Raw genomic sequence first — 26,929 nt, 5'->3', positions numbered from 1 at the left:
TTTTACCTTATAATTCTATTTTTGGTTGACTTTTAACTAAATGATCCAGTTCTTTTAATAAGCTTAAAAACTCTTTTATTTTATACATCGGGAATGAATTTGGACCATCACTTAATGCTTCTTCTGGCTTTGGATGAGTCTCCATAAAAAGACCATCAATACCGACTGCCATAGCAGCCTTTGATAGAACAGGTACAAATTCTCGTTGACCACCTGATGAGCTACCTTGTCCACCTGGTAATTGCACTGAATGAGTAGCATCAAACACTACGGGGCAACCTGTATCTTTCATTATCTCAAGAGAGCGCATGTCTGAAACCAAATTATTGTAGCCAAAGCTTACACCTCTTTCACAAACCATGATCTGCTCATTACCTGTGGATTTTGCCTTAGTAACAACATGTTGCATGTCCCAAGGAGCTAGAAATTGACCTTTTTTGATATTCACAGGTTTGCCTTGCTTACATACATCTAGTATAAAATTTGTCTGACGACACAAAAAGGCTGGCGTCTGCATCACATCAACAACTTCTGCTACTTCAGCAAAAGGAGTATCTTCGTGGACATCTGTAACAACTGGTACATTATAGGTTTTTTTAACTTTAGATAAAATCTCAAGACCCTTATCAACACCAAGACCTCTAAAACTGTTAATAGAAGAACGATTCGCCTTATCAAAAGATGACTTATATACAAAATTAATGCCTAAATCATTAGTGATCTCAGCTAGGTACCCAGCTGTATCCATAGCCATTTGTTCTGATTCAATCACACACGGCCCAGACATCAAGAAAAATGGCTTACCATTTCCTACTTCAAAATTAGCAATTTTCATAAAACATTTCTACTTTAAATAAGTTTGATTACGATTAAATATTATACAGAAAAAGATGAACCACAACCACATGTTGTTTTCGCATTTGGATTTCTTATCACAAAATAAGCTCCTTCAACATCATCTTTATAGTCAACATCAGCCCCAACTAAATACTGAAAGCTCATAGAATCAACAAGAAGGCGAACACCATTTTTCGTAACAACCATATCATCTTCTTTTATCTCATTATCAAATGCGAAAGCATATTGAAATCCTGAACATCCACCACCAGTTATATAAACTCTAAGACTAAGAGAGTTATCTCCCTCTTCTTCAATTAGCTCTTTAACCTTTAAAGATGCCGATTCTGTAAAGTTGATTGGATCAACACTTTGAACTACTTCACTCATAAAATTACCTCGCTACAAGAGAAAGTTTAACTCTACCACCTCTGTCTATATTTTGAACCAAGACTTCTAAGCCCTGACCCTCGACTAATGAATTAGTTTTCATACCAGCTTGTTCAATTTCTGAGAATGGTAAATATCCATCTTGACTACCAAGAAGATTAACAAATGCGCCAGAGTCTAAAAGCTTAACAATCTTACCCTTGTAAATTTGCCCTTCTTCAACTTCAGCAACAATTTCTTCAACTATAGATTTAGCCAAATCTAATGATTTTTTATCTTTAGCAAATATTTTAACCTCACCAGAGTCACTAGTATCAATTTGAGCTCCAGTTTTTTCTACGATACCTTTTACAACAGATCCACCTCGACCAACAACATCTTTTATCTTAGCTGGGTTTATATTCATGACATGAATTTGTGGAGCAACATCAGAAACAGATTCTTTATGCTCTCTTATTACTTCATTCATAATCCCTAAGATATGCAACCTACCTGTTCTAGCTTGCTCAAGTGCTTGCTCAAGAATCTCTCTAGAGATGCCTTTGATTTTGATATCCATCTGAAGTGCTGTAACACCATATCTAGTACCAGCAACTTTGAAATCCATATCTCCCAAATGATCTTCATCACCTAATATGTCTGATAAAACTGCATATTTTGCGCCATCTTTGATAAGACCCATAGCAATACCTGCAACTGGCTCAGCTATTGGTACACCTGCGTCCATCATAGATAAAGATGAGCCACAAACAGTTGCCATGGAACTAGAGCCATTTGACTCCAATATTTCCGATACTATTCTTACGACGTATGGATAAGCAGTTTCATTAGGAAAAACCGCTTGTGTTGCACGTTTAGCTAGGTTTGCATGACCAACTTCACGACGCTTCGGAGCCATACCCACCATACCACACTCCCCTACAGAGTATGGAGGAAAGTTATAATGAAGCATGTATCGTGATTTTTCCATACCATCTAAAGATTCTACAAGCTGGGCATCTCTATCGCTACCGAGAGTTGTAACCACTAAAGCCTGTGTCTCACCTCTAGTAAATAGAGCTGAACCATGCACGCCTGGCAATACACCAACTTTCACATTGATAGGTCGTATTGTTTCCGTACATCTTCCATCAATTCTTGGCTTACCATCTAAAATATTTGATCTAACAAGATCCTTTTCAATATCATGGAAAGCTTCTAAAATTTCTTTTTCAGTATATTCATTACCATCAACGTCACTCGAGAATATATGTTCTAAAACATTTTTTCTTACTTCATTAAGCTTAACATTTCTCTCTTGCTTAGATGCTATTGTATATGCGTTTTTGATTTCACCAAAGAAATGTGACTTAATCTGAGATTTTAACAACTTATTTATCTCATAAATCGTATATTCTATACGTGGCTTTGAAGCTACTTTAGCAAGTTTATTAATAGAGCTAATAATAGTTCTAAGATGCTTGTGTGCATATAGGATACCACCGAGCATCACAGATTCTGGCAAACTATTAGCTTCTGACTCCACCATTAGTATTGCATCATCAGTACCAGAAACTACTAAATCAAGATCAGACTCTTTTAAATCTGCTTTATTAGGATTAAGAATATACTTACCATTAGTATAACCAACTCTTACACCAGCAATAATATCATCATAAGGCGCTCCTGATATTGCTAAAGAAGCAGATGCTCCTATTAGTGCCAACATATCTGGTGAAAATGTCCCATCATAAGATAAAACTGTAGCTACAATTTGAATCTCATTAAAAAATCCATCAGGAAATGATGGTCTTATAGATCTGTCTATTAATCTAGAAATAAGAATCTGTTCTTCAGAAGGTCTTCCCTCTCTTCTTAAGAAGCCTCCAGGTATCTTACCTGCTGCGTATGTTTTCTCTAAATAGTGTACCGACAATGGAAAGAAATCAGCACCTGCTGATACTGATTTTTTAACTACTGTAGTTACCAATACAACATTATTACCACAACTTACAGTCACAGACCCATCTGCTTGACGAGCCATACCACCTGTTTCTAGAACTATTTCTTTGTTACCTAGTTCAAAGACTTCTCTAAATATTTTCACAGTTTAACCTTATATAATTATTTGATTTAATGACGTAAGAACGATTAGAATGAAATTATTATCTACGTAAGTTTAATTTCTTGATTAGAGCACGGTATCTTTCTACATCTTTACCATGTAAATAGTCTAATAATTTACGACGTTGACTTACTAACCTTAAAAGACCTCTTCTTGAGTGATTATCTTTTTTGTGAGTTGCAAAGTGTCCTTGCAAGTCGTTAATTCTAGCAGTTAAAAGAGCAACTTGCACCTCAGGTGAACCAGTATCGCCTTCAGACTGCTGATTTTCTTTAATAATATTTTGCTTATCTTGAGTTGTTAACATAACATTTCTCCATTTGTTTCTATTAATTAATGTGTACGACAAACCGCACAAAGGAACAGTTTACCGGTTAAAGATTATATACCATTAAAGCAAAAAAGACAAAAGATTTAGTTACCAATCTTATCAGGCCTAATACCCAATATTTGCAAACTATTAAGTGCTACATCAGCAAAAACTGGAGCGGCTACAGAACCTCCTCCGTACTTATCACCTTTAGGATCTTTTATTGTAACAACAATAGCCAACTGTGGATCACTAGCTGGCACGACACCAACGAAGCTTGCCAAATATTTCGCACCATACGTCCCTCCTGACAGCATCCTAGCCGTACCTGTTTTACCTGCAACATGGTATAAAGGAATTTGCGCTTTTGCTCCTGTCCCACCAACCCCTTCAACAACAGATTGCATCATACTAACCATTTCTTCAGAAACCTTTTTAGATGCTACCAGCCTAGAGTCAATTTCTTCTCCAGCTCTTCTTTTAAGAATTGTTGGCTTAATATACTTACCATCATTGGCAATTGCTGAGACTCCAGCAACTAGCTGAAGATCTGTTGCATTCATACCATACCCAAAAGATAAAGTTGCTAGCTGAAAATCTCCCCATTTATCTTTAGCTGGGACAAATCCATCACGCTCACCAGGTAGTTGTATACCTGTTTTATCACCAAATCCGAAGTTTCTAAGTGATGGTTCAAGTATTGTAGGATCAGTTAGGCTCAATATCATCTTTGATATACCAACGTTACTAGATTTCATAAGAATATATCTTAGATCTTCTTCACCATAATCCCTTTCATCTCTCACAGTATTTTTACCAATACGATAATAGCCTGGGTGCGAATTGATAATAGGTTGCTCTGGTGTCACATTATCACCATAAATAAGCGCAGTAGCCGCCGCAAAGACTTTCATTACCGAACCCAACTCATACACATCTGTAATAGCTCGATTTCTACGTCTATCAGGATAAGCATCTGCCATACTATTAGGATTATACGAAGGATAATTAGCCATAGCTAATATCTCACCTGTATGAATATTTTCAATAATAACTGAACCTGCTTCAGAATTCGTCTTGATCACGCCTTTTTTCAGATACTTATATGCAATGTACTGTAGTCTAGAGTCAATACTTATTTGAAGATTATGACCATTTTTAGGCATTATAAAGTTATCTTCAACTTTTGCAACACCACCATGTAAATCTTTCTTATACTCAAAATATCCATCTTGTCCTGTCAAAAACTTATTAAATTCCAGCTCTAGACCTTCTTGACCTTTACCATCAACATTAGTAAAACCAACAATATGGGACGCAACCTCAGCCATTGGATAATATCTCTTAAATTCACGTATCACATGAATACCTGTAATATCCAAATCCTTAACTTTTTGTGATAAATATGGCTGAACTTTTCTCTCAATATAGACGAAGCCACTCCTTCCTTCTCTAACTTTAACTTGTCTTTCTATCTTTTCTCTTTTTTCTTTAGATAGTTTTAAAATACTCATAACTTCTTTCAATTCAGAGCTATCTGCACTGACATAGTAAGGGTCAACCCAAATGGTATCAACCGGAGTACTTATAGCCAAAGGATTACCATTTCTATCAAGAATTATGCCTCTATATGATTTTATATCTATACTTCTATCACTACGATTATCACCTTCTTGCTTAAGTTTAGGATACTGAATTGTTTCCATATAAATCAATTTGGCAAATAGGACTATAAAACTTAACAATAGCAATAGAATGACCACTAAGTGTCTTAATTTTGGTCTATAGCTATTCATTTGCAGAGCTCTCCTCTTGATTACTCAATGTACCTATACTCTTTCTAGTTGGTAAAGACATCTTTTCTTTTTCAGCAAATTTTTCTACAGCCGTAGGTGTTGCTAACGAACTGTACTCCAATACAATTTGACTCCACTGCTCATCTAATTGGGTCTGCTCAACAATTAGATCTTTACGCTCATTTAACAGAAGTTTAAACTCAAAACGTGTCACAATTAAAGCAAATGCTGTAAGCAATAACACAAATAAAAGTACAAATGCAATAGCCACCGTTTTCTTAAAAAAACTATTTTTTAACGACTCAAATAATCTTATCCGTATTTGACGGTTTGTTAGCATCATATCTTTTCAACAATCCTTAAAATAGCACTTCTAGAGCGAACATTTTGACTAAGCTCATCTTGATTTGCTTTAGCTTTTTTTGTAATCCATTTCATTTTTACTCCACTAGTATCTTGTGGAAGCAACTTAGAAATCCTATTTAACTCTTGTTTTGGATTAATAAGAGAAGTGAAATTTTGTTTAACTATACGATCCTCTAATGAGTGGAAAGAAATAGTAGCAATTCTTCCACCTTTTTTAATAACATCTAGAATATTCCCTAAAAGGAACTCTAAATCCTTAAGCTCATTATTAACATATATACGTAATGCTTGAAAACACCTTGTAGCAGGATTTTTTTTCTCTCTTTTACCAATGGTTGCTCGAATAAGGTCAGCTAACTGGTGTGTTCTATTTATGCTTCCATTCTCAGCTATATAGTCTTTAACTCTTAGAGCAATTTTTTTTGCAAAACGTTCTTCACCATAAATCTTAAAAATGTAAGTCAACTCATCTACTGATAACTCTTCTAAAGCTTGGCTAGCAGTAAGGCCTTTTGATGTGTCCATTCGCATATCTAGTGGACCATCATGCGTAAAGCTAAACCCTCTATTAGCATTATCTAATTGAGGAGAAGAAACTCCTAAATCCATAATGACACCATCGATCTCACCTAGAAGATTATTCTGAAAACAATAATCATAAATACTAGCAAAACTTGCATGAACTATCTGGAAATTTTCAAATTGGAAATTTTCTTTTGCATAATCTATAGCATCCAAATCCTTATCAAAAGCAATAAGCTTTCCAGACGTTAGTCGATCCAATATAGCTTTTGAATGCCCGCCCCTGCCAAATGTTGCATCGATATAAATACCATTTGGCTTTATATCCAAACCATCTACAGACTCTCGAAGTAAAACTGAGAAATGCATCTAACTTATGCCTTAACTAGTTCATTAGTGAGTTTTTTAGCCTTAGAAAAGTCTGTCTTCCCAGAGCCTAATTTAGGTATTGATATAACCTTGAAATAGTTGGTTGGCTTATAAAGATTTTCAATACCAGAGTGTCTTACGATTTCTTTCAACTCAGTTGGTTCTAAGTCTTCTAGATTATATAGTAAGTTAATAATCTCGCCTCTTTTAGTATCTGATGTAGCCACAGCTAAAACCTCAAAATCAATTTTATGAGAATCATACCCCTTTTCTCTCAAAGTATCATAGACTTTTTGCTCCAAAAGCCCCAAACTCACCATTTCACCAGCAACTTTTGCAAACCTGGAGTACCTATCAACTACCGTTAAATAACCTTCGCCATCAATCTTACCCTTATCTCCTGTTATGTACCATTTATATCCATATTTCTCGATCATAACCTCATTAGTTTTTTTAGGATCATTAAGATAGTAATCCATCTTATTAACACCGCGGTATATAATCATGCCCTCTACACCAATAGGTAGCTCTTCATGAGACTCAGGATGTATAATTTTGAATTGACCACCAGGAACTGTCAAACCTACAGTACCTATTTTATTTGGCGACTTAGTTGGTCTATTAACAGCAGCTACTGGTGAAAGTTCGGTAGTCCCATATCCTTCATTAATAACCTTATCAAACTTGTCTTCGAACATAGTGCGTACTTCTTTAGAGAGTTTTTCAGCACCTGTAATAATAAGCCTAAGTGTTGCAAGATCTTCTTTTTTGACTGCTTTATTTTTGGTATAAATTCTTAAAAATGTTGGTGTCGCACACAACACTGTAGTTTTATTTTTTTTGATTAAACTAGCAACACCCTTAGCATCTGTTGGATCTGGATGGCATGCTATATACCCCCCTTGAAACAGAGAAACTAGTGAGATAGTAAGACCAAAAGCATGAAATATAGGCAAAATCCCTGCCACAGAATCATTCTCTTGGCACTCGATAACATTTGTGCTTTGATAAACATTTGCAAGAAGGTTTTTATGCTTGATTGCAATACCTTTAGGCACCCCTTCACTACCACTACTAAATATTATAAAGGCTAAGTCATCTAGTTTAGTTGGCTTAAGGTATTTTTTAACTAACCATGACGCGGGTAGCATTTTGATTTGCAAGAATGTCTTTATTGACTCAGCTTTGGTTATTTTTGCTTTGATATCCTCTAAATATACAATCTTGCACATCGAAAAAATCTCTTCAACAAAGAAACCTTTGTGAGTTAATTTCTCAACAAATGCTCTAGAAGTAATTATTGTTTTAATTCCTGCATTATTAATAGCATGTCTTAATGCTTCCTCTGAAGCTGTATAATTTAGATTAACTATTGCCTTTGCACTCATCATTAATGCTAATATCGCCAAATAACCGCCTGCGCTTGTAGGTAAACAAACACCAATATTATCTTCTTGCTTAGTAATTTCTTGAAGTTTTTTGGACATCAATGCTGCCCCTGTCGCAAACTTGTAGCCATCTAAAGCGACACCTGTCGTATCAGTTAATACCAAGTTACTTTTAGCGTTTAACATTTGCCTAAACCAAATCTCAGCAGGAGCCTTCAAAAGAGCTAAATACTCCTCCCAAGCTTTCACAGAAAGATCATCCATCTCCTCATTTAGACTTCTCAAACTTTTAAGTTTAGCAATATCAAAAAATACCTGTCTATCTAAATTTTTACGGTCTGAAAAATATGGCATCTCAGGCCCACATATAAACAACAAGAATCTATTATCATTTTGCTCAACCTGAGAAATAAAACTCTTGTCCACAATAAGTACACCTTGATGATCCCAAAAACTAATATCATCAATATATTTTATTTCAGCATTTGCTATAGCTTTTTCAAAACATTTAACTCTAGTATCAAAGTGGCCCAAAACCGTTATCGTTTTTTCTTTCAGAAAACTCTTTAAAGCTAGTATCGTGATTATTGAAGTATCATTCGCAATAATTATAGAACCATTTATGATTTTGCTAAAGTCTATCTGTTTATTGCAGTCATATATGTAAGATTGATTTAATTTTTTATGTATAGAAGATTTAAGCTGTTTTAGGCGCATTTTTATACCAGTATTAGTTGTAATAATAAGCTCATAGATAACCTATTATGTTATCATATAGTAATCTTAATTTTTATAGTAATATTAAATTTATGCCTGAACTTCCTGAAGTAGAGACTGTCAAAAGAGGTTTAACCAAAAATATTATTAACAAAAAGATTAAAAGCATACAGGTAAATACAGATAAGCTTCGCTACCCCATAGATAAAGTTCAACTTCTATCACTAAAAAGTAAAGTAGTGAAAGATGTCCAAAGAAGAGGCAAACACCTAATTATTTTTATGGAAGATAACTTGCAGTTAATTATTCATCTTGGTATGTCAGGTGTTGTCAAAATTATAAATACCTCTGAATATGATAAGATCAAACATGACCACATTATCTTAGAATTATCTGATAACCTAAGTCTAGTCTACAATGACCCACGTAAATTTGGATACTGGCTAGTCAACACAAACGAAACACCACTACAACATAAAGTTTTAGCAACTCATGGCGTTGAACCCTTAACAGATGATTTCAATGTCAAATACTTGATATCTAAACTAAAAAAAACTACTAGAAAGATCAAACAAACTATCATGGATAATAGCATAGTTGTTGGTGTAGGAAATATATACGCTAGTGAAGCATTATTTGATAGTAATATTCTACCTACAAGAGCTTCTAACACTATCACAAAAAAAGAGGCTGAAAAGCTTTTAACTTCAATTAAGAAAATACTTGATAAAGCAATTGCAGAAGGTGGTACAACACTCAAGGATTATAAAAATACAGAAGGTAAACCTGGCTACTTCACGCAACAACTCAATGTTTATGGTAGAGCCAATCAAAACTGTCATATCTGTAACACTAAAATTGAAAGTTTAGTGATAGCTCAAAGAAATACATTCTTTTGCAAAAAATGTCAAAAATAGATTTATATGTTTAGAAAATACTTATGCACAGAAGAGTCCTCAGTCAACTCAGGATGAAAACTACTCACTAAAATATTATCTTGCCTAACTAATACAGGTGAATCATCAAATTTAGCCAATACCTCAACATTATTGCCTACTCTAGTAAATTTTGGTGCTCTAATAAATACAGCTTTGATAGAATTACTCATAAAGCCCAAGTCGGTGACAAAACTATCAACTTGACGACCATAGCCATTTCTCTCTACCTCCAAATCTATAAGGCTTAAGTACTCAGAGCCTTTTGATAGAATTATACTACCTGCACAAGTTCCAAAAACTGGTTTTCGTGAGCAAAAATCTTGTAATTCATCAAAAATTTGATGCTTATTCAAAAGATTTAGTAATGCTGTACTTTCTCCTCCGGGAATAATAAGCCTATCAATTTTATCAAAATCATTTGCAAATTTGACTAACTTAACATCTGCCCCCAAAGATTCAAGCATCTCAGCATGCTTTTGGAACCCACCTTGAATAGCTAGTACGCCCACATTCACAGACATTTTTTACCATCCTCTTTGTGAAAACTTCTCAAAATCACAATTAATACCCGTCATAGGCTCACCAAGATCTTCTGAAACTTCAGCTAATATTTTTGGATCATTAAAATATGTAACAGCACTAACTATAGCCTTAGCTCTCTTTAAAGGATCTGCTGATTTAAATATCCCAGAGCCTACAAATACTGACTCTGCTCCTAATTGCATCATAAGAGCCGCATCAGCTGGAGTTGCCACACCTCCTGCAGAAAAGTTTGGCACTGGTAACTTACCATTTTTATGTACATACTTAACCAAATCATACGGAGCCTGCATGTTTTTTGCTATAGCCATAAGTTCTGATTGATCAGCACCTTTAATGTAACTGATATCTTTATTAACTTGTCTTAACTGCCTAACAGCTTCAACAATATTACCAGTCCCTGCTTCACCTTTTGTTCTAATTAAAGCAGCCCCCTCACCAATCCTTCTTAGAGCTTCACCTAAATTTGTACAGCCACATACAAAAGGAACTTTAAAACTATCTTTGTCTATATGATTAAGATCATCTGCAGGACTTAAAACCTCACTTTCATCAATAAAATCAACACCCAAAGATTCAAGAATCTGCGCCTCAACAAAATGTCCTATACGAGCTTTTGCCATCACAGGTATAGAAGTTACTGACATAATTTCTTTAATCAACTTTGGATCTGACATTCTTGCGATACCACCATCTTTACGGATATCTGCCGGCACTCTTTCTAAAGCCATTACAGCCACTGCACCTGCCTGTTGAGCTATCTCTGCCTGCTCGGCATTGACAACATCCATGATAACACCGCCTTTTAACATTTCAGCTAAACCAATCTTCAAATTAATATCTGACATTTATAGACTCCATTAAGTTTGTCATTCTTCAAAATTCATGAAAGATTATAATTTTTTAAATTGCTGTAGATAAATTAATTTTTGTTAAGATTTGAAAAAAAATAGAGATAAAGAAAAAATTAGATTAAACATCCAAATTAACAACGTTAAGCGCATTAGACTCAATAAAATTCCTACGAGGTTCAACTTCATCACCCATAAGAGTAGTAAATAAAGCATCTGCCTCAACAGCGTCTTTGATTGATACTTGAAGCAAGACTCTATTATCAGGATCCATAGTTGTCTCCCAAAGCTGGCCCGGGTTCATCTCACCTAGACCTTTGTAACGCTGTACATCATTACCGCGTCTTGCTTCTTTAAGTAACCAGTCAATTGCTGACTCAAAGTCATCAACATATTCTTTTTTAGCACCCCTTTCTACATAAGCACCTTTAAAAGAAATATCTGATAATACATCACCATAAGTAACAAGATCTTCATAATCTTTAGTAGTAAAGAAACTATTTCTAACAATATAATCCGTGTCATAACCATTTATATAGTGATTCACACCGTAAGAGATAGTTTCCTGACCATCTTCATCAACATCTTTAGTTTCTATAAGCTTAAATCTTTCATAAGATAATGCTTTTTGATTACATGCTTCAGCAATAGTCTCCCACCATTTCTTGATATCTGCATTCTCATCTACATACTTAGAGCTATAAGCCATTACTCTGAGCAGTTTTTCAGGATATGTCTTTGCGTACTTTTTAATTACCTTCTCAGATTTTTGATAAAGTTCATAATAGTTATTTAAAATTTGACCAGAAATAGCATTACCATCCTCAAGTAAGATATTAGCCCCTTCAAGACCAATATTACCTAGATATACTGCTAAAGCATCTTCATCTTTCAGGTATGTTTCCTGCTTACCTTTCTTGACCTTATATAAAGGCGGTTGTGCAATATATAAATACCCTCTTTCAACAAGCTCCGGCATTTGTCTATAAAAGAATGTTAAAAGAAGAGTTCTAATATGAGATCCATCAACATCAGCATCCGTCATCAAAATAATCTTATGATACCTAGTTTTATCAGGATTATAATCTTCTGCGCCTATACCACACCCTAGTGCTTTTATGAGAGTAGCAACTTCTTGAGAGCCAAGCATTTTATCAAAGCGAGCTTTTTCTACATTCAGAATCTTACCTTTTAAGGGTAGAATCGCTTGCGTTTTACGATCACGAGCCTGTTTAGCTGAACCTCCTGCAGAATCCCCCTCCACAAGATATATTTCAGATAATGAAGGATCTTTTTCTTGACAGTCTGCAAGCTTACCTGGAAGACCGGCTATATCTAAAGCTCCTTTACGACGAGTCATATCACGAGCTTTACGAGCTGCTTCACGAGCCTTTGCTGAGTCTAGAATTTTTTCACAAACGATTTTAGCCTCTTTAGGGTTTTCTAATAAGAATTCTTGAAGCTTTTCATTTACTAGTGACTCAACAGCTGATTTAACATCTGATGATACTAATTTATCTTTTGTTTGAGATGAAAATTTTGGATCTGGAACTTTTACAGATAATACTGCAGCTAGACCTTCTCGAGTATCCTCACCTGTTAGAGACACTTTTAGCTTCTTATTTAAACCTTCTGACTCAATATATGTATTCATTGTACGAGTAACAGCCGCCTTTAAACCTGATAAGTGAGTACCACCATCGCGTTGAGGAATATTGTTTGTAAAACAAAAAATTGATTCTTTGTAAGAGTCATTCCACTGTAATGCAAGCTCAACCTGAATATCATCTTTGATACCACTTACAGCAATAACATTTTCATGAATAGGCTTTTTACTATTGTTCAAATATCTAACGAACGCTGCGATACCACCATCATACTTAAATACCTCAGACCTATTATTAATCTTATCGATAAGCTCAATTTTAACACCCGAATTTAAGAAAGATAATTCACGAATTCTTTTCATCAAAATGTCATAATCAAAATCAACAAAAGAGAATGTATCTTTACTTGGTTTGAATGTAATTATTGAACCTGATTTATCTGTTGGCTCTAACTGTTTTAGCGGATAATCTGGCACACCATGCGTGTACTCTTGGTAATACCTATAACCATTACGAGATATATCCAAAGTGAGCTTTTCTGACAGTGCGTTTACAACTGACACACCCACACCATGTAGACCGCCAGATACTTTGTATGAATTATCATCAAATTTACCACCAGCATGAAGAACTGTCATAATAACTTCAGCAGCTGAGCGACCTTCTTCCTTATGAATATCTGTAGGTATACCACGCCCATTATCAGATACAGACACTGAACCATCCTTATTGATGATAACTTTAATATCATCACAATGGCCCGCTAAAGCCTCATCGATAGCATTATCAACAACCTCAAACACCATATGATGCAAGCCACTACCATCATCTGTATCACCGATATACATCCCTGGTCTTTTTCTAACTGCATCTAAACCCTTGAGTACTTTAATACTCGATGAGTCATAAGCTTTATTTTCAGACATTAACAAGCTCCAATATATATTTATATTTAAAATCCACAATCACATCATATTATAACACAAATAAAGATTTATATTAATTTAGATCAGTAACCTTGTAATAATCCTTCAGGGGTTTTCATTTAATATAGAAATGCTAATATAATCTTATACTTTAGATATAAGGCAAGTTTGAAAACCTTGAAAAAGAAAAATTTTTTAGTAGTAATATTGTTAGTTGCTGTAATTGCCTCTAGTTTTCTAATTGGGAAAAAATCAGGTATTAAAAAAGCAGAATCAATACACCAAAGTGAACTTAAAATACTTGAACAGAGTAAGTTATCACAAACACCAGAGAATAGCATAAATTGTCGCCCAAAAGTGAGCTCAAAAAGAAACAACTACGTTATTGGTTATGGAAGCTTGATGAACAAGGATTCTAGACAAATAACTGTTCCTGAAGCGACTTATGCTGCGCCAGTACTGGTTAGTGGCTTTGAAAGACTATGGGCATCAAGAGGAGAAAAATCTCACGCTACATTTTTACTAGCCGTCCCTAACAAAGGCTATGCTATGAATGCAATATACTACAAAGCTAGTGCTTCTGATATTTCTGCGACTGATTTGAGAGAAGCATCATACTGTCGTGTAAAAATACCTCGTAAAGATATAGTACCACTAGGTGTCAAAAGCTTACCTAAGGGTGATTACTGGATGTACGTGAAGGACTTTAAAGATGCCGACTTCCCAAATAAGAGCTATCCAATTCTACAAACTTATGCTGATGTTTTCATGACAGGATGTTTACAAACTCAAGCAGAGTTTAATCTAACAGAATTTGGTAAACTCTGTTTCCAGACTACTTACGGATGGGACTTGGCTAACTGGTTATATGATAGATCAAACCCACAGTATAGTAGATACTCAAAAGATACAGTAAAATACCGTACACAAATAGATAGCATCATTCATCGCTTAACTTTTGACGATGATCCATTATAATTATCAGTAATTAATCTTTTGATCAGAATAATAAAAATGAAAGCTTCCAATAGAAAAATATGTATTGCTCCAATGCTGGATTGGACTGATAAACACTACCGCTACATGATGCGTCTAATAACAAAGTACACTATGCTGTATACAGAGATGATTACTTTGAACGCTATAATACATGGTAATAAGGATTTCTTATTAAAATATAATCCTGAAGAAAATCCTGTTACATTACAGCTTGGAGGGTGTGTACCAGAAGATTTCATAACATGTGGTAAACTTGCACAAAATCTTGGCTACAATGAAATAAATATAAATGTAGGCTGTCCTAGTGAAAGAGTAAAAAAAGGTAATTTTGGCTTATCTCTAATGGCAGAACCTGAGCTTGTAGCAGATTGTGTCAAGGCTATGAAAGATAATCTAGATATACCTATCTCTGTAAAATGTCGTATTGGCTACGATCATAATGACAGTTATGAAGAGCTATATAATTTTGTTGATAAACAAGTACAAGCTGGAGCAGACTATCTTTGTATTCATGCTCGCAAAGGATGGCTTAGTGGCTTATCTCCAAAAGAAAATAGAACTATTCCTGAACTAAAATATAGTACTGTTTATAATATCAAAAAAGATTTCCCAAATCTTGAGTTAGGCATCAACGGTGGTATCACAACCACAGAAGACACCCAAGAACACTTAAAACATGTAGATAGCGTAATGATTGGACGCGAAGCCTATCATAACCCAATGTTATTTAAAAATTTTGACCATCTGTTCTACAACCAGCACATTAATGATATTTCCCCACTTGAGGTAGCCTACAAGATGGCTGAGTACATAAAAATCAAGCTAGACAATGATCCTAATATGAAACTTAATAATATAACAAAGCATACATTGAACTTATTCAATGGTTTACCTAATGCCAAAGTCTTCCGTCGCTATTTAAGTGAAAATGCAACCAAAAAAGATGCCAATGTTGATACTTTCCTGAAAGCTCTAGAAGTATTTGAGTAAACAAATCTAAGAATATGCCCCTATAGCTATATTCACTTGATCAAATGTTGACTCGTCATAATGTCTAGGATCAGGGGCTTGATAATATGGATACATTAAAGGCTCAATAAATTCGACATCCATTTTTAATACTCCACCGATATTAGTATAATATACTGCCGTTGAAAAAATATTTGAATTATACTGCGAGCCCGATATTTTTAAATGGCTTTCAGGTCTTAGATGAAAATCCTTATCTACTAAGCTAACAAAATCAGGAACCTCTCCTAATATACTGTCAGTGATACCTTCAGGTATTTTCGTGCCGATTTTAAACCAGTTATTATGACCAATAAATTGTCTATCTGCACTCCATCTTAAATCAGAGTTTATTTGATGTATATCATTATTTGAATCATAAGGATTAAAGTAAAAGACTATGTTTATGCCATTTTTATTATAAACAATATTATTATCAAATTCTAAGCTACCTATACCAAACTTTAGCTGACCCACATAAGAACGACCCGCACCATCTGCTGGCACAGTATTTATAAAAGTATTGTTTACGAAACGATAACGCCCAAAACTTGTACCATTTCTAGTTGGACCACCAGAACCACCATCTCCACCAATAGTCAAAGACTTTACCTTATTCTCATTAACTACAACATTGCCAACAAAATCCGTATCCTCTCGAACATAGTTCTCACCATAAGATTTATCAATCTTTCTTAATTCATCTTGTGTAGTATGGTTATCATCGATGTAGCCAATAATTTCACCTTTATCATTATAAATAGGGGGTGTGCCAGGTCCCAAGTCTGCTCCAAAAAAGTCTGCTTCTGAACTATAATTATTTTCAAACCAGTTGTAATATACTTCATTTCTTAATGCACGACTCTTTAAGCCAGCTCCTTGATAAGAGTCATGAATATAATTAAACCTGACTTTTGTAATTGCTTCTGGGTGTCTAACTCTGTCAGAAGCAATATAGATATTATGATCTCCTACAAATGCATCGTTGTGATATATATCACAATATTCTATAGTTAAGCTTCTACTGAAAAGATCGCTACCCATAATACCATTTGCAGTAATCATGGACGCTACAATGCCTAATTGTAATACCATCAGCAACCTGATATAAAACTCTTCTTGTAATAAGTTTAGGATCCGATGCTTCTTGCATATTACCTACTATTTCAAAGTTATCAAAAATATAGTTATCTCCAAAAAATGTAACAACATCTTTTGTTTCAGGCTTTATAACAGGTTTTTGACCAACTACATTTACACCTATTATTCTTATCGGTTTTACTTTAGTTCCATAGTTTTCAGATTTCACATTATCTGGATATTCGGCATTTCCCTCAACATACAAAAGATCTCCGGGTTGTAAAAGTTTGGCAACACCTTCACTCTTATAATCCATATCATCGTATTAATTACTCTAGCTTTTATGATATTATTCGACAAATGTAGAGATTAACAATCAATAACCATGAATTACATTCTTAAGACTTTATTTATAATCCTAGTATGTTTTTCATCTAGTTACCCAAACCTTAAAACACAAGCCAATAACTCTTATGAAGTATCCTTTAACTCTCCAAAACAGATAAATCTAAGCAAAAGTAAAATAGAGCTCATTCTAACAAACCCAAATGTAAAAATTAAAGATACTATAAGTAGTACTAATCTACCGTATTTTTGGAATGCTAAAGTCACTCAACGTTACTATAATGTAACAATATCCTTTCCTCGCAGAAGTATTGACAGAGGGTTATCTGTATTAGGTAAGTCATATCAAACATCAAATAAAGATATAATTATCCCACCAGGCAACTACTCTTTTGGTATTAAGTCGGATAGTTACATTAGTGTAAAAACGACGAATAAAGATATATCTGAAGTTTCTAATTCTGATAAATTAGCTGATTTTGAGCTATCTTATTATAGTGCTCCAAAGGGCTCAACATGTGTTGGCTATCTCAATATAGATGCATATGCTATCGATATGCAAATCAACAATCACCCATCATCAGTCGATATAATATCAGAAAATAATCATTCTCCTGTTATAGAAAAAAACATAGATGTTACTAATTCAAGCTCTAAAACAAATGCTCAAATAATAAAATTGCCTGCCAGTATTGAAGGAACTCCATACACACTTATAAGCTCATACTTTGAGCATGGAAAGTATATCTATTATGCAGATGAGCTAAGAAAGTCTATATATTTAAAATGCAATAAAATCACTAAAGTAAAAATTTTGTACCATAAAGAGAAGCCTAAGAGCAATATTTTAAGTGTCAAAGGTCTTTGATAAAAAATACTACAGCTATAACCAAATAAAAATAACTTGTCGTCTCACACGATTTATCCAAAAACCTAGCGAACAATTATTTGTAAATTGAACATTTCTTTAAACATATAAACTATACTTAGAGAAATCCTTTGATTTAATTAATTTTGATTCCAAACTGAGAAGCTATATTTTGAACATCTTTTTTATTGATCTTTTTGATGTCATTTGCATTTAAATCTTGGATAGACTTACCATTAATTTTAGTATTATTAATAACTTGTTGTGCTTTCTTATCTAAACCTGCTTGCTTAGCAACTTGGCTAGCAACATTTTTGACTGTATCGACATTCAATAGACTCTTCAAAGAAGATGCATCAACACTAAAGTTGAGTTTATTCAAATCACCAGTGATAACACCATTTAATGTTAAGCTAGGTATTTTCTGAGTAAACTGGTTAAGGCTAACACTCACAATATCAAATTTTAGCTGCAAAGGAATATTGAACATTATATTTCTTACTCCACTAAACTGCCAAGTTCCTTGACCAGATATTGTTAAGCTATTAGCATCTATATTAACCCCTTGAATATTCAAACCTTTAATTGCATTCCCAGCTACATTTTGCAAATTAAACTTGATAGTATTATCAACATTTAGCTTATTTGAAACAACTACGCTAACATCAACGTCACTATTATTTACAGATTTAACATTAATTGCTGTTGGCTGACCTAATAGCACAGGGTTTGTTGATATATTAGTTATATTAGCATCGTATGTAGTACCGGCATTTTGATAACCTTTTATATCAATATTTTGAATTACAAAACTAGGATACTTATCACGAAGCATTTCATTTTTTACATTCGCGTAACCATATACTTTAGCTTGTTGCTTCGGTGTAACTGATCCTGCCTGTTTAGCACCAGTTGTATCATCCTCACTACTAGAGCTAAAGTTTGATAAGAACTCTGCTGCTTGCTTAATACCATTAGCAACTTCTTTAGCTTGCTTTGTATTAGCTTCTAACTTTTGCAGATCTACTTGTTGTAAGTTTTGACTTGCCTTACCTATACTTTCTATAGCTTTCTTCTTAAACTCTTCTGAATTCATGCTAGCATCATCTTTAGATGTTGCTTTAGTATTGATATATAAACTAGCTTTCTTAGCTCTTTGTTTATCTAAAGATACACCAGTAACCAAAACATTTCTTAATGTTAATTGTCTAGTAAGTAAATTTGAAATATTTAGACTTGCACTCACATTTTCAGCATAGAATCTATCCTTATCAAGATTTTTTGGATCTGCCACACCTAAACCTTTAATATCAAGACTTGCATTTGTGAAATCTAAGCTTAAAGATTGATAGTCTACTGTTGCTCCATTTGCTTTAGTCAACTGTTGCTTAATGATATTTGATACCATTGATGTTTCTAAGAGCTTAGGAGAATATATCAAAGCCGCAATAATTAAAGCTACAAGAACAATTCCTGTTAATCTAAATGGCTGTCTAAACTTACGATTTTGCATTTCAACCCAGTCAACTTTTGCAATATTCTTGCCCAAGAAGATCCAACTAGCTATCTTAACAAAAAAATTCTTGGTGATTTTGTTATATAGTTCTGTACCTGACTGAATAGATGACATTTTTGCAATTATCTTTTTGTATATCTTTGCGATAATAAGACCAAATATAACACCTAAGATTATTGCTAGAACAAACCCTCCTGCGACGAGATAATAATCAAATCCAGCATAAGCTAAGACTGGCGTATTAACCATAGCCTTGAAAATAGGTTGTGTAAAACCATCTAGCAAAAATTGTCCGAATGAGAAGCTAACAACCTCAAGCAAAAATGAAAGTGCTTTTGCGATAATCGCAATAAATACAAACACACCAATATTTATTCTAAGAATTATCACCAATATTATTACTGCTACAAAGAGTAATGGTGAGTATGAGACTCCTGGAATAAAACCAAACACAAACGCTAATACTGATGTAATTAACAATTGTGCAGGCGTGAGTTTAGAAAAAATAGTCGATTTAATTTTATTAAATATGTAATCAAACATTCCCAATCACCTTATTTTATTTTTAAATTTACCAAATAATATTACTATAATTGCATTTTATTAACGACTTTTTTAGGACTAATCTTTCAGCATTCGAGAGTTTTAGTAAATTATTATTTACTTTAAGTAAAATGTAACAACACCATGAACGAAATACTTATCACTAATAAAATCAATGATATTCAGCACTCCATAACATACACTACCTAAAGAGTTTTCATATATCTAAATCTTTAAATCTAAATTATGTTTTTTATTAGAAAAAATAGCGTAAATGAGTTATTATTTGAGATGTTATTTAACAAAAATTTTCGTCAAACGATCAAATAAGGAAGAAAATCAATGAACTTACATGAATATCAAGCTAAAGATCTTTTAGAAAGCTATGGTCTAAAAGTTCAAAAAGGTATCGTAGCTCATAACCCAAATGAAGCTGCTCAAGCATTTGACCAAATCGGTGGTAAATTTGCTGTGGTTAAAGCTCAGGTACATGCTGGTGGTCGTGGTAAAGCTGGTGGTGTAAAAGTTGTTAAATCATCTCAAGAAGCTCGTGAAGTAGCAGAGAGCCTAATCGGTACAAATCTTGTTACTTTCCAAACTGATGCTGAAGGTCAGCCAGTTAATTCTGTAGGTGTATTTGAAGATGTATACCCTGTTACTCGTGAATTATACCTTGGCGCTGTAGTTGATAGATCTAGCCGTAAAGTAACATTCATGGCTTCAACTGAAGGTGGTGTAGATATTGAAGAAGTAGCTCACAATACTCCAGAGAAAATCCTTAAAGTAGAAGTAGATCCTTTAGTTGGTCTTCAACCATTTCAAGCTCGTGAAGTAGCTTTCAAACTTGGTCTTGAAGGTAAACAAATCAATGATTTCGTTAAAACTATGCTAGGTGCTTACAAAGCATTTGTTGAGTGTGATTTTGCATTATTTGAAATCAACCCTCTTGCAGTTAGAGAAAACGGCGAAATCGTTTGTGTTGATGGTAAAATCAACCTTGATTCAAACGCTCTTTACAGACACCCTAAATTATTAGCTCTTAGAGACAAATCTCAAGAAAATGCTAAAGAACTTAAAGCTTCTGAGCATGAGCTAAACTATGTAGCTCTTGAAGGTAACATCGGCTGTATGGTAAACGGTGCTGGTCTAGCAATGGCTACTATGGATATCATCCAATTATACGGTGGTAAGCCTGCTAACTTCCTAGATGTTGGTGGTGGAGCTACTAAAGAAAGAGTAATCGAAGCTTTCAAACTAATCCTAGATGATGAAAATGTAAAAGCTGTTTTAATTAACATCTTCGGTGGTATCGTACGTTGTGATATGATCGCTGAGGCAATTATCGAAGCTGTTAAAGAAGTAAATGTAACTGTACCAGTAGTTGTTCGTCTAGAAGGTAACAATGCAGAAAAAGGTGCTAAGATCCTATCTGATTCAGGTTTAAAACTAATACCTGCTGATGGTTTAGCTGATGCTGCTGATAAAGTTGTAAAATCACTAGGTTAATAAATTAAAACAGTTAAAAGGATATTAAATAATGAGCGTATTAGTTGATAAAAATACAAAAGTTTTAGTACAAGGTTTTACTGGTAAAAACGGTACTTTTCACTCAGAGCAAGCTATTGCTTATGGTACAAACATCGTGGGCGGTGTGACTCCTGGTAAAGGCGGTCAAACTCACCTAGACAGACCAGTTTTCAATACTATGGAAGAGGCCGTAAAAGCTACTGGTGCTGATGCATCTGTAATCTATGTACCAGCTCCATTTGTAAAAGATTCTGCAATAGAAGCTATTGATTCTGGTGTTAAACTAGTTGTAATCATTACTGAAGGTGTTCCAACTCTAGATATGCTAGTAGTTAAAGAATACTTAAAAGGTAAAGATGTACAAGTTGTTGGCCCTAACTGTCCTGGTGTTATCACTCCAGGTGAATGTAAAATTGGTATTATGCCTGGTCATATCCACCAACCTGGTAAAGTTGGTATCATTTCTCGTTCTGGTACTCTAACTTATGAAGCAGTTGCTCAAACTACTAAGTTAGGCTTTGGTCAATCTACTTGTATCGGTATAGGTGGAGATCCAATCCCAGGTATGAACCAAATCGAAGCTCTTAAACTTTTAGAGAATGATCCTCAAACTGAAGCTATCATCTTAATCGGTGAAATTGGTGGTACAGCTGAAGAAGAAGCTGCTGAATACATTAAACACAATGTTACTAAGCCAGTTATTGGATATATTGCTGGTGTTACAGCTCCTCCAGGTAAGCGTATGGGTCATGCTGGTGCTATCATCTCTGGTGGTAAAGGTACTGCTGATGAAAAATTCGCTGCGTTTGAAGCTGCTGGTATTGCTTATACTAGATCACCTGCAGAGTTAGGTTCTAAACTTAAAGAAGTTACTGGTTGGTAATTTTTATTTTCTAAATATTTTTTCTTTATTTATATTTCAATTTCATAATTTTCAAAAATCTAATTTAAAGTGATAATATAACTTAATATAAGTTATTAACTTACTAATGAAATTATGTTTAAAAAAGTAATCTTATTTTTTAGTCTTACAACATTACTCCTAACTACCAGCATGGGATATTGTTTATCAGAAAATAAAAATATAAATTCTGTAGCACCAGGAACATTAAAAAGCGAAAGTTATAAACAAAACAAAGAATGTGGCACACTATCTACTATCCTTATGACACCTATCTCAGCAATAGGTATAGGAGTAGGAACTATTCTAATGGTACCTGTAGGTTTATTAGGAGGAATGGTTGGCGGAGCCATGATGTCTCCAATGATGTTTGATAGTGGTGGTTTGAGCAAAAACTCATTTATACAACCATTCCAAATAGGTGGGGCTGTTATTTTAGGAGCTATTTTAGGCGCAGGAGTAGGAGCTGTTGAACTACCTAAAAGTACCGCAAAGAGTTTAATTAGTGATGCCAAAACTAATTGTCATATAATATAAAACCAAATATATAAGTACTAAAATAATGCAAAAAAATATTTTAATTACGGGCGCAAATAGAGGAATTGGGCTAGGTTTCGTTGAACACTATTTAACAAAAAACTGTAATGTAATCGCAACTTGCCGTGATCCAGCTAAAGCAAATGACCTAAAAGAACTTTCTAAGAAATATCAAAAACTTATTATAGAAAAACTTGATGTTAGTAGTCCTAGAGACCAAGAGCAATTATTTCAAAAGTATAAAAGTATTGTTATTGATATATTAATAAACAATGCCGGTATTTACCCTGAGAACCATCAAAAATTTAGTATTTCTGAAACTAATCCAAACTGGATAAATAATGCTTTTCAAACGAACTGTTTAGGAGCTTTTTATCTTATTCATAATTTCAAAGAGAATCTGCTAAAATCTGCTAATCCAATAGTTATCAATATGGCTAGTCAAGCTGGCTCTATAGAGCAAACAAAAGCTGGTTTTGGTTATTCATACCGCATATCAAAAGCAGCTCTAAATATGTTAACAAAAACATTTGCTGCTGAGTGCCCAGAGATAATTACTATAAGTCTTCGACCTGGTTGGGTTAAGACTAAGATGGGTGGAGATAATGCTACTGTGGAAATTAGTGATAGCATCCAAGCGATGACTAATCTTATTGAAAATCTCCATCATAAAGATTCTGGAAAATTTTTAGATGCTCAAGGAAATATTGAGCAATGGTAAAACCTCTTGAAATGCTTCTAAACGTTCATAAATCAAGCTTGTTACACTTTAGAATCAACTTAAATAGTTATAAATTTTATGAATTAAGGTTATAGAGCAGTTTATAAAACTTAAACATATTGCTATTCTTTATTCTAATTATTACTACAACTATAAACAAAATGTCACTACAAACTATTAAAAAACTATCTATTATTTGCATTATTGGTGCTTTAGTAATGTGGGTTTTATACCCTTTTGTTTACTCTATTCTTTTTGCAGGACTTTTGGCAATAATACTTGCTCCCCTTCAAGAGTACTTAGAGCAACATATTGGTAAACATAGAAGTAGTTTCCTATTAGTTATGGGAATTCTTCTGTGTGTATTTATTCCTATATTAATTGTTCTGTATTATGCTATCTCAGAGATTGTTTCATACTTACAGCATCCAGAAACACTTTCACAAACTTTTGCTACGCTTGGTGATTCTATAGGCAAAATTCCTTACATAGGAAGTATCCTTCAAGAACATTTTGATAAACTAATAAAAGCCATTAATGATGATAGTGACACCATAATCTCCAATTTAGGTCAAATATTACCTAAAGTTAGATACGTAGGCTCAACATCTATAAGCTTTATAACAGATTTTTTAATTACACTTTTACTGGTATATCAATTCCTAGTTAGTAGCTCTACTTTAGAAAAATTTGCAAAAAAAGTAGTACTTAAGGACTTTGATGATAGCGATAGTTTCATATCTACAGCGATTATTACAACTCGTAGAGTAAGTTTAGCAATTTTTCTAACCGCATCACTTGTTGGTACTGTTATGGCTATAGTATTTTTACTAACAGGCATGCCAACACCAATTTTACTTGCATTTACTGTAGCTATAGCATCTATGATCCCATTTATGGTTGGCATTGTTTATATACTCATCGGAGCTAGTGTATTTGTAGTATATGGTGCTACCAAAGCTATTATCATACTAGTAGTTGGTTTTGCTCTAAATATTTTCACAGACAATATTATGCAACCCAAAATTATCAATAAACAAGTACAACTTAGTTTTGCTGCCTCATTGATAGGTATACTAGGAGGAATCCAAGCTTTTGGTTTTATAGGAATATTTCTTGGACCTGTAATATTTAATGTTACATTCGTTGGTATAGAAAAACTTATGAAAAATAGTAAGTAATATTATTCTTTAAGGCATTGGAAAAGCATCAAAACTATGAGCTGATGCTAAATTTTCATCCCAATTAGCTTTACTAGCCATAAATATATTAGCTGTCGGCTTAATATCCACTTTATCATCTAGACTACCAGCAGGCACTACTACTAAATTAAATTCTGATTGCTCAAAAGGTAATGCTGAACCACATTCACTACAAAAACTTTTTGTATGATGTGATGCAGGTAGTTTATATTTTTTGACTAATTCTTGACCAGATTGCCAATTTAATTTTGCATTTGATGAAAACAAATTAGCTGCATGAGCTGAACCTGTATCTTTACGACAATGCTCACAATGACACAGAAAGAAATTTTCAAAACTACCATCAATTTCAAATTTAACAGAATTACAAAGACATGAACCTTTGAATGACATACTTATTTACCTTGGGTTATTAATTTATATAAGAGCGGAAATTATATTCAATATACATTAGATATCAATAGCTACTAAGACTTTTTAGCTATTAAAAGTACATTTAGCAATAGCTTATTAATGATTTATATTTAGTGTTTAGTTAAAATGAATTTACCCTATATTTTAATAAAATCAAAAATGGAACATCTTAGGCATCCTCAAGGACTCAAATTCTTATTTTTCGCAGAAATGTGGGAACGCTTCAGCTTTTACGGATTATCAGCTATTTTAATTTTATACATGACTCAGCGATTAGATTTCACAGATGCTAATGCTGCTCTAGTTTTTGGTAGTTATGTAACATATCTATATATCACTACTGCTGTTGGTGGGATTTTAGCAGATAGAATTATTGGCTACAGGCGTTGTGTGCTAATTGGTGGTGTCTCAATTATGACTGGTCATATAATTATGGCACTATCTGGATCTAGTGATACTGCATTATTTTTAGGGTTAGGTTGTATTTCTGCCGGTACAGGTTTTTTCAAGTCAAATGTCTCTACAATGGTTGGTAGGCTCTATGATGATAGAGACTCTCTACGGAATAGTGGCTTTGCCTACTTTTACACAGGTATAAACTTTGGTTCTGTATTAGCAACTTTTATAGTTGGTTTTGTTGGTGAAAAAATTGGTTGGCATTATGGTTTTAGTTTAGCCGCTTTTGGAATGGCTCTCGGGTTAATATTTTTTGAATCAGGTAAAAAGCATTTCCCTAAAAGCTGTGATGAGCCAAACTATGAAGTTATGCAAAGAAAACTTTTCTTGGGATTAAATGTTTGGCAAGCAATTATATTATTTATGATTTTCTCAGCATGTGTTTTTGCTTATTTAATAGCCCACCCTACTCAATCAATGATAATTATTTCATTATCTGGAATTGTTCTGTTGGTTTATCTAATATCTCTTTGGAAATCTCTTGGAAGTAATCAAAAGACTAATATTGCTATTCTTTTAATACTATCAATATTTATGCTTTTCTACTGGTCACTGAGTAATCAAACCTCTATTAGCATCCCTCTATTTATCAAGCATAATATTGAGCTTAATATCTTAGGTTTTAATATGCCTGTTACTACTGTTATGGCAACACAACTGACTTTATTAGTTATAATTACCCCTTTTTTTGGTGTCTTATGGCAGAAACTAAGTCAACGTAACAAAGAACCTTCTGATGAGTTAAAATTTGTATTTAGCTTAGTATTTCTTGCGTTATGTTTCTTATTCTTAAGCATAGCTGGATCAATAGCAGCTCAGTCAGGTCATGCTAATGTAATATGGTTATTACTATGCTATCTAATGCTTGTATTTGGTGAGCTGTGCATTTCACCTGTTGGATTAGCCTTAGTCACTCGCCTTGCTCCTGAGCATCTAAAATCAACAATGATGGGTGTATGGTGGACAATTAGTGCTTATGCTGGATTCTTTGGTGGTGTAATTAGTTCACATATTGCTGTAGATAAAAACACTCCTGCAAATAGTTTTGCATCAGGATATTTTAAACTTTTTATTGCAGCAATTATTATGGCTGTTATATTATTTGCATTAACTCCAGTATTAAAAAAACTTACTAAACTTAGGATATAAAG

General features: G+C 33.8%; 25 protein-coding genes. 10 read left to right on the top strand and 15 right to left on the bottom strand.

Going from position 1 to position 26,929, the window contains the following annotated elements; all coding sequences use genetic code 11:
- Nucleotides 1-7 precede the first annotated feature (7 nt).
- The 8 genes from kdsA to migR form a co-directional block, all read right to left on the bottom strand.
- Nucleotides 8-835 carry a 3-deoxy-8-phosphooctulonate synthase gene (gene kdsA / locus FQ699_RS03125; protein ID WP_013923483.1) on the bottom strand — a complete coding sequence of 276 codons (828 nt, stop codon included), beginning with the start codon at nucleotides 833-835 and terminating at the stop codon, nucleotides 8-10.
- A 41-nt stretch (nucleotides 836-876) separates the two neighbouring features.
- A complete protein-coding gene (erpA, locus tag FQ699_RS03120; protein ID WP_013923484.1) occupies nucleotides 877-1,227 on the bottom strand; it encodes an iron-sulfur cluster insertion protein ErpA in 351 nt (116 codons plus the stop codon).
- A gap of 4 nt (nucleotides 1,228-1,231) precedes the next feature.
- A complete protein-coding gene (gene pnp / locus FQ699_RS03115) occupies nucleotides 1,232-3,313 on the bottom strand; it encodes a polyribonucleotide nucleotidyltransferase (protein ID WP_146421089.1) in 2,082 nt (693 codons plus the stop codon).
- 58 nt (nucleotides 3,314-3,371) lie between these two features.
- Complete coding sequence (gene rpsO, locus FQ699_RS03110; RefSeq protein WP_004288130.1) at nucleotides 3,372-3,638, bottom strand: 30S ribosomal protein S15; 267 nt, start codon at nucleotides 3,636-3,638, stop codon at nucleotides 3,372-3,374.
- 107 nt (nucleotides 3,639-3,745) lie between these two features.
- Nucleotides 3,746-5,437 (bottom strand): peptidoglycan D,D-transpeptidase FtsI family protein, encoded by a 1,692-nt coding sequence (locus tag FQ699_RS03105; RefSeq protein WP_146421088.1) that lies wholly within the window; start codon nucleotides 5,435-5,437, stop codon nucleotides 3,746-3,748.
- Nucleotides 5,430-5,780: a cell division protein FtsL gene (gene ftsL, locus FQ699_RS03100; protein WP_041263817.1), complete on the bottom strand. Its 351-nt coding sequence runs from the start codon at nucleotides 5,778-5,780 to the stop codon at nucleotides 5,430-5,432. The genes FQ699_RS03105 and ftsL overlap by 8 nt, the downstream gene beginning before the upstream one ends.
- Complete coding sequence (gene rsmH / locus FQ699_RS03095) at nucleotides 5,777-6,694, bottom strand: 16S rRNA (cytosine(1402)-N(4))-methyltransferase RsmH (protein ID WP_146421087.1); 918 nt, start codon at nucleotides 6,692-6,694, stop codon at nucleotides 5,777-5,779. Before rsmH ends, ftsL begins: the two co-directional genes overlap by 4 nt.
- 5 nt (nucleotides 6,695-6,699) lie before the next feature.
- A complete protein-coding gene (gene migR / locus FQ699_RS03090; RefSeq protein ID WP_146421086.1) occupies nucleotides 6,700-8,799 on the bottom strand; it encodes an iglABCD operon regulator MigR in 2,100 nt (699 codons plus the stop codon).
- A gap of 92 nt (nucleotides 8,800-8,891) precedes the next feature.
- Between migR and mutM the strand changes: the two genes are divergently transcribed.
- Nucleotides 8,892-9,716: a bifunctional DNA-formamidopyrimidine glycosylase/DNA-(apurinic or apyrimidinic site) lyase gene (mutM, locus tag FQ699_RS03085; RefSeq protein ID WP_179951656.1), complete on the top strand. Its 825-nt coding sequence runs from the start codon at nucleotides 8,892-8,894 to the stop codon at nucleotides 9,714-9,716.
- A 2-nt stretch (nucleotides 9,717-9,718) separates the two neighbouring features.
- Here the strand turns inward: mutM and pdxT are convergent, their stop codons facing one another.
- The 3 genes from pdxT to gyrB all read right to left on the bottom strand — a co-directional run bounded on the left by pdxT (nucleotide 9,719) and on the right by gyrB (nucleotide 13,661).
- Entirely contained in the window at nucleotides 9,719-10,258 is a 540-nt protein-coding gene (gene pdxT, locus FQ699_RS03080; RefSeq protein WP_146421084.1) for a pyridoxal 5'-phosphate synthase glutaminase subunit PdxT, read from the bottom strand.
- 3 nt (nucleotides 10,259-10,261) lie between these two features.
- Nucleotides 10,262-11,125, bottom strand: coding sequence for a pyridoxal 5'-phosphate synthase lyase subunit PdxS (gene pdxS / locus FQ699_RS03075; RefSeq protein ID WP_013923492.1), 864 nt, complete (start codon nucleotides 11,123-11,125; stop codon nucleotides 10,262-10,264).
- Between the two features lie 124 nt (nucleotides 11,126-11,249).
- A complete protein-coding gene (gene gyrB / locus FQ699_RS03070; RefSeq protein ID WP_146421083.1) occupies nucleotides 11,250-13,661 on the bottom strand; it encodes a DNA topoisomerase (ATP-hydrolyzing) subunit B in 2,412 nt (803 codons plus the stop codon).
- Nucleotides 13,662-13,838: 177 nt separating this feature from the next.
- Between gyrB and chaC the strand changes: the two genes are divergently transcribed.
- Both chaC and dusA read left to right on the top strand, forming a co-directional pair.
- Nucleotides 13,839-14,639 (top strand): gamma-glutamylcyclotransferase ChaC, encoded by an 801-nt coding sequence (gene chaC, locus FQ699_RS03065; RefSeq protein WP_146421082.1) that lies wholly within the window; start codon nucleotides 13,839-13,841, stop codon nucleotides 14,637-14,639.
- Between the two features lie 36 nt (nucleotides 14,640-14,675).
- Entirely contained in the window at nucleotides 14,676-15,650 is a 975-nt protein-coding gene (dusA, locus tag FQ699_RS03060) for a tRNA dihydrouridine(20/20a) synthase DusA (protein ID WP_146421081.1), read from the top strand.
- Nucleotides 15,651-15,656: 6 nt separating this feature from the next.
- On the opposite strand, the gene FQ699_RS03055 is transcribed toward dusA, so the two are convergent.
- Entirely contained in the window at nucleotides 15,657-16,733 is a 1,077-nt protein-coding gene (locus FQ699_RS03055; RefSeq protein ID WP_146421080.1) for a hypothetical protein, read from the bottom strand.
- Complete coding sequence (locus FQ699_RS03050; protein WP_146421079.1) at nucleotides 16,705-17,064, bottom strand: hypothetical protein; 360 nt, start codon at nucleotides 17,062-17,064, stop codon at nucleotides 16,705-16,707. The genes FQ699_RS03055 and FQ699_RS03050 overlap by 29 nt, the downstream gene beginning before the upstream one ends.
- A 69-nt stretch (nucleotides 17,065-17,133) precedes the next feature.
- On the opposite strand from FQ699_RS03050, the gene FQ699_RS03045 reads away from it, so the two are divergent.
- Nucleotides 17,134-17,961, top strand: coding sequence for a hypothetical protein (locus FQ699_RS03045; RefSeq protein ID WP_146421078.1), 828 nt, complete (start codon nucleotides 17,134-17,136; stop codon nucleotides 17,959-17,961).
- A gap of 136 nt (nucleotides 17,962-18,097) precedes the next feature.
- Here FQ699_RS03045 and FQ699_RS03040 read toward each other — a convergent pair whose 3' ends face one another.
- Entirely contained in the window at nucleotides 18,098-20,020 is a 1,923-nt protein-coding gene (locus FQ699_RS03040; RefSeq protein WP_146421077.1) for a TIGR03546 family protein, read from the bottom strand.
- A 342-nt stretch (nucleotides 20,021-20,362) separates the two neighbouring features.
- On the opposite strand from FQ699_RS03040, the gene sucC reads away from it, so the two are divergent.
- The 5 genes from sucC to FQ699_RS03015 all read left to right on the top strand — a co-directional run bounded on the left by sucC (nucleotide 20,363) and on the right by FQ699_RS03015 (nucleotide 24,887).
- Nucleotides 20,363-21,526: an ADP-forming succinate--CoA ligase subunit beta gene (gene sucC / locus FQ699_RS03035; protein ID WP_146421076.1), complete on the top strand. Its 1,164-nt coding sequence runs from the start codon at nucleotides 20,363-20,365 to the stop codon at nucleotides 21,524-21,526.
- A 31-nt stretch (nucleotides 21,527-21,557) separates the two neighbouring features.
- On the top strand, nucleotides 21,558-22,430 hold the full coding sequence (gene sucD / locus FQ699_RS03030) for a succinate--CoA ligase subunit alpha (protein WP_013923500.1): 873 nt from the start codon (nucleotides 21,558-21,560) through the stop codon (nucleotides 22,428-22,430).
- Nucleotides 22,431-22,544: 114 nt separating this feature from the next.
- Nucleotides 22,545-22,985 (top strand): hypothetical protein, encoded by a 441-nt coding sequence (locus FQ699_RS09775; RefSeq protein ID WP_035735286.1) that lies wholly within the window; start codon nucleotides 22,545-22,547, stop codon nucleotides 22,983-22,985.
- Between the two features lie 25 nt (nucleotides 22,986-23,010).
- Entirely contained in the window at nucleotides 23,011-23,706 is a 696-nt protein-coding gene (locus tag FQ699_RS03020; protein ID WP_146421075.1) for an SDR family oxidoreductase, read from the top strand.
- Between the two features lie 161 nt (nucleotides 23,707-23,867).
- On the top strand, nucleotides 23,868-24,887 hold the full coding sequence (locus tag FQ699_RS03015) for an AI-2E family transporter (RefSeq protein WP_012279760.1): 1,020 nt from the start codon (nucleotides 23,868-23,870) through the stop codon (nucleotides 24,885-24,887).
- 9 nt (nucleotides 24,888-24,896) lie between these two features.
- Here the strand turns inward: FQ699_RS03015 and FQ699_RS03010 are convergent, their stop codons facing one another.
- A complete protein-coding gene (locus tag FQ699_RS03010) occupies nucleotides 24,897-25,301 on the bottom strand; it encodes a GFA family protein (RefSeq protein WP_146421074.1) in 405 nt (134 codons plus the stop codon).
- 180 nt (nucleotides 25,302-25,481) lie between these two features.
- On the opposite strand from FQ699_RS03010, the gene FQ699_RS03005 reads away from it, so the two are divergent.
- Nucleotides 25,482-26,927, top strand: coding sequence for a peptide MFS transporter (locus tag FQ699_RS03005; RefSeq protein WP_146421073.1), 1,446 nt, complete (start codon nucleotides 25,482-25,484; stop codon nucleotides 26,925-26,927).
- The last annotated feature ends 2 nt before the right edge of the window (nucleotides 26,928-26,929 follow it).

The organism is Francisella salimarina (assembly GCF_007923265.1).
GTDB classification, from domain to species: Bacteria; Pseudomonadota; Gammaproteobacteria; order Francisellales; family Francisellaceae; genus Francisella; species Francisella salimarina.
This window is presented reverse-complemented; position numbering and strand designations above follow the sequence as displayed.